We start from the raw sequence: 7,236 nt of genomic DNA, 5'->3' as shown, positions 1-7,236 counted from the left end.
GGCCGAACGGCACAGCTAGCTCAGCTATCCAGCAGCATTGGCTCATCTTCGCTGCATCTCGACATCTGATTAGTCGGGCCGCCGGAGGATCACCGTGTCCTGCAGGCCCTATAGACATCGTCTAGTGATGCACTAGCCCTAGCCTAGGCATATCGCTAGCCTAGCCATATAGCAGAGGTGCTGATCCACGTCTAGATAGGTGACGAAGTGGCTGACGACGAAGAGTCCACTCGACAGAAGTCCGGTGGCGCACGCCGCGGGGTGATCGTCTCGCTGCCTCGCGAGATCCGGGACATCATGAAGCAGCGCGGCCTCGACACCGGAATCACCTACACCGACCTCGCACTCGACGCTGTCGAGCAGCAGTCGGACGAGCTGCCAGAGGTCTTCAGGGCTAAGACGCCAACCCAGCGCACCGGGAAGATTTTCGCCCGCACGGCGTACCAGAGCCAGCGTGGATCGCGGCAGGACGACGAGGTGACTATCAACCTCCAGCTGCTGGCCACGGACGTGGACATCCTCGACAGGATGTGGCAGGAGGCCGGCGCACGCAGCCGCAACCACTATCTTGCAACCGCGATCTCCCGGTACCTCAAGTCTGACCAACCGTGACGTGTTGCCACTTCATGCAAAACACGCGCTCCCGGCGCAAACGGGTTGCAGACTCGACCGTGCACAGACCGCACCCACGTCCGCCTTGCTCCGCCTTCTTCCGCCTACTTCTGTCTATATCTACCTTTTCTGTATGCTGTCCTTTGACTACCGACGATCACTGGGGATGACGTGAGTACATCGACACAGACACACCAGCAGGCGCCTGTGCCGCCGAGCCGCGGATCGCGGTCGTCTGCTCCGGCGATCCGCCGGGAGCGCCGGCTGCCGCTGGTGGCCGGCGCGATCGCCTTGATCGCGGTGGCCGGCATCGGCGGGGGAGCGCTGGTGGTCAGCGCAGGCAACACCCACCCGGTCGTGGCTATTACGACGACGGTCACTCGGGGGGATGTCATCCAGCGCAGCGACCTCCGCGTCGTTGATGTCGGCGGAGGCCAGAACCTGCGCACCGTCGACGGCGATCAGCTGAACTCGGTTGTCGGGAAGCGAGCCGCGACCGATCTTCCGGCAGGCACGCTCCTGCCCCAGGGGGCGGCCACGTCAGACCTCGTGCCCCATCAGGGCCGGACCCTGGTCGGCCTCCAGTTGAAACCGTCCCAGCTGCCGGCGACCACGCTCCAGACCGGGGACACCGTGCGCCTCGTCACGCTCCCGACGGACCAGTCCGGGGCCGTCAGCCGGACCGGGACAGCCGGCGCGCCGATCGCCGCAACGGTCGTCGGATCACAACCTGGGCCGGACAACCAGACAACGCGGGTCGATGTCGAGGTTCCCAGCGATGTTGCCGCGGGGTTGTCTGTTGACGCTGCGACCGGGCGGGTGGCCCTGATCCTCGATTCGCGGGAGCGCTAGGTCATGGCTCTCATCACTCTCGTGAGCGCCAACGGTGCGCCCGGTGTCAGCACCACGGCTATTGGGCTGGCGATGGCATGGCCACGCCCGGTTCTCCTGGTCGAGGCCGCTGCGACCGGATCGGCACTGCTGCCAGGTCTCTTCACCGGCAGGAACACCTCTCCCAAGGATGACGAGTGGGCGCGCCTGACTCGCAACACAGTCATCGAGGCAGCCGCCTCGCAGCGCTACGGCCAGCTCCTCACGAATCTGCCGAACCACACGATCGGGCTCGACCAGACAGGACGTGTCCAGTGCCTTCTCGGCTACACCGATCCTCCGGCCCAAGGGCGCAACCTTGCCGGCTTCTGGGGACCGCTGGCTGAGGCCGCGCAAGACCTCGAGGGCGCCGGGACGGACGTTCTCGTCGACGCCGGCCGCGCCGGCGCACTCAACGAGCCGACCCCGCTGCTTCAAGGCGCCGAGGCACTGATCATCGTCACCGGATCGAACACGTCGGCCTCCCACGGAGCACGAACTCTCGCCGGCCGGTTCCGGGCTGAGCGTGAGCCTGCCGGAACAGCCGACACCCTCGGCGTCGCCGTTGTCGGCCCGAACCGCCCGTACAGCTCCGGAAACGTCGCCGAGCGCGCCATTCGTCTTCCTCTGTGGTTCGAGATTCCCTGGGATCCCCAGAACGCCGCGGTCTACTCAGACGGCGACAAGCCGACCAAGAAGTTCCAGGACAGCGCCTTCGCACGCTCGATGGTCACCGGAGCCGAACAGATCACCCGCCGGATCCGCGACCGTCGCGCCAGGTTGACTCAGAGGATCAGCCGATGACCCACACCAATCAGCCCGGCCTCGAACCGGACCTCAGGCAGGTCCCCATCTTCAACACCCCGGCCAGCACCGGGCCCTGGACACCTGCACCGCCGCAGCCCGAGACGATCCAGCCCCGCTGGACTGGTGACCCTCAGCACGCCCACCGAACGGCGACGGTCTATGGCGACGTCGACTGGGACCTGGTCAAGACGTTCCGCGGCGAGGTGTCGGACCGCCTGACCAAGACCAAGCCCGAACACTCAACGCCGGCCGACGACCGAGCGCGCGGCCTCGAGATCATCCGTCAAGTGCTCGAGGAGTACTCCCGAGACACACTGGCGGGCAGCGGTGAGCAGGTTTGGTCCACCGAGCTCGAGAAGAAGTACCGCAAGGCGATCCACGACGCGACCTTCGGCGCCGGCAGGCTCCAGGCCCTCCTTGACGACCCCGACGCAGAGAACATCGAGATGTACGGGTACGACAAGGTCCGCGTGGTGTACGGCGACGGCCGCCGGGTCGAGGTGGCTCCGGTCGCCGATTCCGACGAGGAGCTCCTCGAGACCATCCAACTGATCGCTACCCATGCCGCCTCGGGGTCACGGCCGTTCTCGTATCCGAACCCGACCGTCACGATGCTGCTGGGCTCGCGGCACCGGTTGCACGCCATGGCTTACAACCTGTCCCCCCGCCCACTGGTCACGATCCGCCAGCACAAGCACATCGACGTCACCCTGGACACGATGGTCGAACTCGGCATGCTGACCGGCGAGGTCGCCAACTTCCTCACGCACGCTGTCCGAGCCCAGAAGAGCATTGTCATCGCCGGGGCCCAGGGCAGCGGCAAGACGACGATGCTGCGAGCTCTGGCGGACGCGATCCCGAAGCAGGAGCGGATTGGAACCATCGAGACCGCGTTCGAGCTCCTGCTGCACGAGTTGCCCGATCAGTACCCGAACGTCGCGCCGATGCAGGCCCGGGCCGGCGGGGGAGAGGCAGGCGACGCCGGGGCCAAGGATGTGGCTGACCTTCTGGTCGAGGCGCTGACGATGAACCTCGGCCGGATTCTTGTCGGGGAGGTGAAGCAGGACGTGGAGCTCATCGCCATGCTCCACGCCATGACGGCGAGCAACGGATCTTTGTCGACGGTTCACGCCAAGTCCGGCAGGCATGCACTGAGCCGGCTGGTAAGCCTGGCAACCGACCGCGGGGGAGACCACGCCGCAGCCTCACATCGAGTCGTCGACAACATCGACCTGATCGTTTTCTGCGCCCAGATCGACAACCGGTGGAAGGGCGGCACGATTCAGCGGCGCGTGACCGAAGTCCACCAACTGCAGCGAGGCGAGGCCAATCACCCCGCCATCACCAAGCCGCTCTACATGGCCCGCGACGACGACAGCCCAGCGATCCTTGAAGCGCACCCGAGTGAGGACTTCATGCTTGACCTGGAGCGCGTCAACTACCGACCGCGTGGATCGGAGCGCCTGTGAACGCCCTCCTTGGAGCCCTGACGGGCATTGGCGTTGCCCTCGGCATCGTTTTGCTGATCACCGGGTTGCGGCCACGGCCGGCGCGTACTCGCCGACCAAAGCGATCCCTGAAGGTTCGATGGGCCAAGCTCACGCGCAGGCCCACTGGACGTGCCGGCAAGCGCCGCGACCAGCTGCTCCTCGCCAGTGTGATCGTCGGCATCATTTTGTGGCTGGTGACCGGCTGGGTCCTTGCCCTGGTCATCGCCCCGGCCGCGATCTTCGGACTCCCGTGGCTGCTCCGCAGCCCGGACACAGGCGTCCTGGACCGGCTCACCGCCATGGAACAGTGGGCCCGCAACCTGAAGGGACTCTTGGCCGCCGGCAACAGCCTGGAATCCGCGATCTCGAGCTCTCTCGGCTCCGCACCAGCTCCGATCCGCACCGAGGTCCGGGACCTGGTCAGCCGACTCAGCGCACGCATCCCCACCCGCGAGGCCCTGCTGCGCTTCGCCGACGACCTCAACGACTCAACCGGCGACCTGCTTGCAGCCGCACTGGTCATCGGCGCACAGCAGCGCGGCCAAGGACTGGTCGGTGTTCTGGAAGGTCTGGCCAGCACCATCAGCGACGACGTCAAGGCACGCCGCAGCCGCGAGGCAGCTCGAGCCAAGCCCAGAGCAACGGCCCGCTACATCACCCTCATCACGGCCGGCGGCATCGCAATCGGTGCCTTGTTCAACGACTCCTACGTAGCGCCGTACCGCACGGCACTGGGCCAGATCATCCTCGGTGTGCTTCTGTCCAGCTACGTCGGTTGCCTGATCTGGATGCGCAAGATCGCATCGACGCCACCGATGCCGCGCGTGCTGACTGCCTACGACGCCGAGGAGCAGCGGCCAGGCGGAACCAACCGAGACCAATCGGCGGTGGCAGCATGACTACCCTCACGCTGGGCATCATCCTCGGGCTCATCGGCGGCCTGGGCGTGACCAGCCTGATCTACGCGTTCATCCCGCCCGGCCTTCCCGACCTCGGCAACGCCATGGATCGGCTCGCGCCCCCGCGGGCCGAAACCTGGATGCCAGGACAGACTCAGGCGCGACCCTGGATCGAACGGCTGGGCGACAGAGGTCATCGACACCTGGTCAATGTTCCCGGGTTCAAGATCCCAACCGCCGATCTGCGACTTCTGGAGAAGACCACCGGCTGGTTTGTCGGCCGCAAGATCTTCGCCACCGCCTTCGGACTGCTACTCCCGGCACTGCTGTCCGCGTTCCTGGTCATCATCGGTGTGCCGCTGCCGCTGAGCATTCCCACTGTGATCAGTCTGGGACTCGGCATCACCTTCTGGTTCATCCCAGATCTTGAGGTTTCCGGGAAGGCTCAGGAGGCCCGCGACGAGTACGGCGCCGCGGTCACGACCTACATCGAACTGGTGAACCTGGAGAAGCTCGCCGGCCTGGATCCCGCCCGGGCGCTCAAGGAAGCTGCCCAGGTCGGCAACAGCAGGATCTTCCGCCGGCTGGCCGAAGAGCTGCAGCGGGCCGAGTGGGAGCGCGTCTCGGCCTGGCGGGCTCTCGACGTCTTGTCGGTCGAACTTCAACTGCCCGAGCTGCATGACCTCGCCGAGATCATGACGTCGGCGGGGGAGGAGGGTGTCGCGGTCGCAGACACGCTGCAGGCCCGGGCACAGGACCTGCGCAACGCTCAACTGTCCCGCGAGCAAGCAAAGGCCGAGGCGGCAACCGAACGCATGGTCGGACCACAGTCTTTGCTTGCGCTGATCTTCTGTCTGCTCCTGATCACACCACCGATGATGAGGGTCTTCCTCGGTGGATGAATCTTTAAGCAACGCATAACGTCCCCCATTCGTCGCACACTGATACCTGAACACCAATCACGGGAGAAGCACTCATGACCGATCTGATCGTTGCCCGCTACACCAAACTGGTCGCACGGGCCGTCCACGCCCGCCACAACCTCGAGCACAACGAGCGCGGCTCCGTCACGCTCGAACAAGCCATCATTGCGGCAGGCCTGGCAGCCCTCGGCCTCATCGTTGTCGGCGGCATCGGTGTCGCCGTGGCCAAGTACATGGGCAAGCTCTGACAACCCGAAAGCTCACCAGCCAATGACGAAGCCGACACGAAGCCGAACAGACCGCGGGTCGCTATCGCTCGAGATGGCGATCCTCATGCCCGCGGTCATCTTGTTCGTGTTCGGCGTCGTCCAGGCCGCCGTCTGGTACCACGCACGAACCGTCGCGAACGAAGCAGCCAACGAAGCCGCAGCCACCGCCCGCGCCGAGGGCGCCAGCTCTGGTGCCGGTTCCGCCGCCGCACAGTCGATCCTGTCCCGCAACAGTGACGTGCTCCGGGGAAGCAGCGTGTCCGTGTCCAGGGACGCCACCACCGTCACCGTCACGGTGACAGGACAGGCAGCGGTCATTCTGACCAACTGGCGGTTCTTCAACATCAGCCAGACCGTGACGAGCCCGCGTGAGCGGATCACCTCGCCGGAGGACAACTGATGACCGCCCCAAGGCAGAAGGTCCGGCCCGCTGCACGCCGCCGGCATCCCCGCGGCACCGACGAGACGGGATCGGCCTCGCTCGAGCTCGCGATCCTCGGCGGCGGCCTGATCCTGATCATCGGCCTCGTCATCGCGGCCGGCCGGATCGCCCTGGCTCAGAACTCCGTCGAGGACGCCGCCAACGCGGCAGCACGGTCAGCCTCCATCGCACGGTCCGCGGGATCGGCTCGTGACGAGGCAACGGCGGTTGCCGACTCGACCCTGCGCGGCCAGAACGTCAAGTGCACGACCCGCACCATCAACGTCGACACCAGCGGCTTCGCAGCACCGATCGGCATGCCGGCATCGGTCACGACACACGTCGAGTGCACCGTCGACCTGTCCGACCTCCTCCTGCCCGGCGTCAGCAAGTCCATCACCATGTCCGCGGACGGCCGAAGCGCGATCGACGAGTACCGGGAACGCCGATGACCCACAACGCCCACCGCACCCACCGCACCCACCGCCCCGGCCAGGCCCACGGTGACCCCTGGGCCTCCCAGCGCCGCTACAACGAGCGCGGCTCCATGTCGCTGTTCTTCATCGTCGTGGTCATCGCCCTGCTCGGATCCGCAGGCCTGGTCGTCGACGGCGCACGCCAGGTCAGCGCGCAGCGACACGCCCAAGCCGCGGCAGAAGACGCCGCCCGGGCCGGCGGTCAAGCCATCAGCAGCTCAGCGCTCACGGGTCAGTCCCAACTGTCGGTCGACACCGGACGCGCCGCGGCGGCCGCGCGAAGCAACCTCGCAGCAGCCGGCGTCGACGGCGCCATCGCGGTCAACGGCACCACGCTGACCGTGTCCACCACCACCAACCAGTCCACCGTCTTCCTCAGCATGTTCGGAATCGACAGTTTCACCGTGCACGGCCGCGCAACCGCACGCCTGGCCCAAGGAGGGTTCTGATGCAGAACACCACCCACCGC

At 66.3% G+C, this 7,236-nt stretch carries 10 protein-coding genes; all 10 read left to right on the top strand.

Features of this window, described 5'->3' with window-relative positions:
• Positions 1-207: 207 nt before the first annotated feature.
• The 10 genes from ACFV9C_RS41920 (at position 208) to ACFV9C_RS41875 (ending at position 7,216) form a co-directional block, all read left to right on the top strand.
• A complete protein-coding gene (locus ACFV9C_RS41920) occupies positions 208-612 on the top strand; it encodes a hypothetical protein (protein WP_380203128.1) in 405 nt (134 codons plus the stop codon).
• A 171-nt stretch (positions 613-783) separates the two neighbouring features.
• The gene (locus ACFV9C_RS41915) at positions 784-1,464 is read left to right on the top strand and encodes an SAF domain-containing protein (protein WP_380203125.1); all 681 of its coding nucleotides are present in this window, start codon (positions 784-786) and stop codon (positions 1,462-1,464) included.
• 3 nt (positions 1,465-1,467) lie between these two features.
• Positions 1,468-2,286 (top strand): hypothetical protein, encoded by an 819-nt coding sequence (locus ACFV9C_RS41910; RefSeq protein ID WP_380203123.1) that lies wholly within the window; start codon positions 1,468-1,470, stop codon positions 2,284-2,286.
• A 206-nt stretch (positions 2,287-2,492) separates the two neighbouring features.
• Complete coding sequence (locus ACFV9C_RS41905) at positions 2,493-3,758, top strand: CpaF family protein (RefSeq protein ID WP_380203121.1); 1,266 nt, start codon at positions 2,493-2,495, stop codon at positions 3,756-3,758.
• A complete protein-coding gene (locus tag ACFV9C_RS41900) occupies positions 3,755-4,678 on the top strand; it encodes a type II secretion system F family protein (protein WP_380203118.1) in 924 nt (307 codons plus the stop codon). The genes ACFV9C_RS41905 and ACFV9C_RS41900 overlap by 4 nt, the downstream gene beginning before the upstream one ends.
• Complete coding sequence (locus ACFV9C_RS41895) at positions 4,564-5,580, top strand: type II secretion system F family protein (protein ID WP_380203130.1); 1,017 nt, start codon at positions 4,564-4,566, stop codon at positions 5,578-5,580. Before ACFV9C_RS41900 ends, ACFV9C_RS41895 begins: the two co-directional genes overlap by 115 nt.
• A 74-nt stretch (positions 5,581-5,654) precedes the next feature.
• Positions 5,655-5,849, top strand: a complete 195-nt coding sequence (locus ACFV9C_RS41890; protein ID WP_380203116.1) for a hypothetical protein — start codon at positions 5,655-5,657, stop codon at positions 5,847-5,849.
• Between the two features lie 22 nt (positions 5,850-5,871).
• Positions 5,872-6,270 (top strand): TadE family protein, encoded by a 399-nt coding sequence (locus ACFV9C_RS41885; RefSeq protein ID WP_380203114.1) that lies wholly within the window; start codon positions 5,872-5,874, stop codon positions 6,268-6,270.
• Positions 6,270-6,743, top strand: coding sequence for a TadE/TadG family type IV pilus assembly protein (locus tag ACFV9C_RS41880; RefSeq protein WP_380203112.1), 474 nt, complete (start codon positions 6,270-6,272; stop codon positions 6,741-6,743). Before ACFV9C_RS41885 ends, ACFV9C_RS41880 begins: the two co-directional genes overlap by 1 nt.
• A complete protein-coding gene (locus tag ACFV9C_RS41875) occupies positions 6,740-7,216 on the top strand; it encodes a pilus assembly protein TadG-related protein (RefSeq protein ID WP_380203110.1) in 477 nt (158 codons plus the stop codon). Before ACFV9C_RS41880 ends, ACFV9C_RS41875 begins: the two co-directional genes overlap by 4 nt.
• The last annotated feature ends 20 nt before the right edge of the window (positions 7,217-7,236 follow it).

The organism is Kribbella sp. NPDC059898 (assembly GCF_042730855.1).
GTDB lineage: Bacteria > Actinomycetota > Actinomycetes > Propionibacteriales > Kribbellaceae > Kribbella.
The sequence above is the reverse complement of the archived record's forward strand: the minus strand, read 5'-3'. Positions and strand labels throughout refer to the sequence as shown.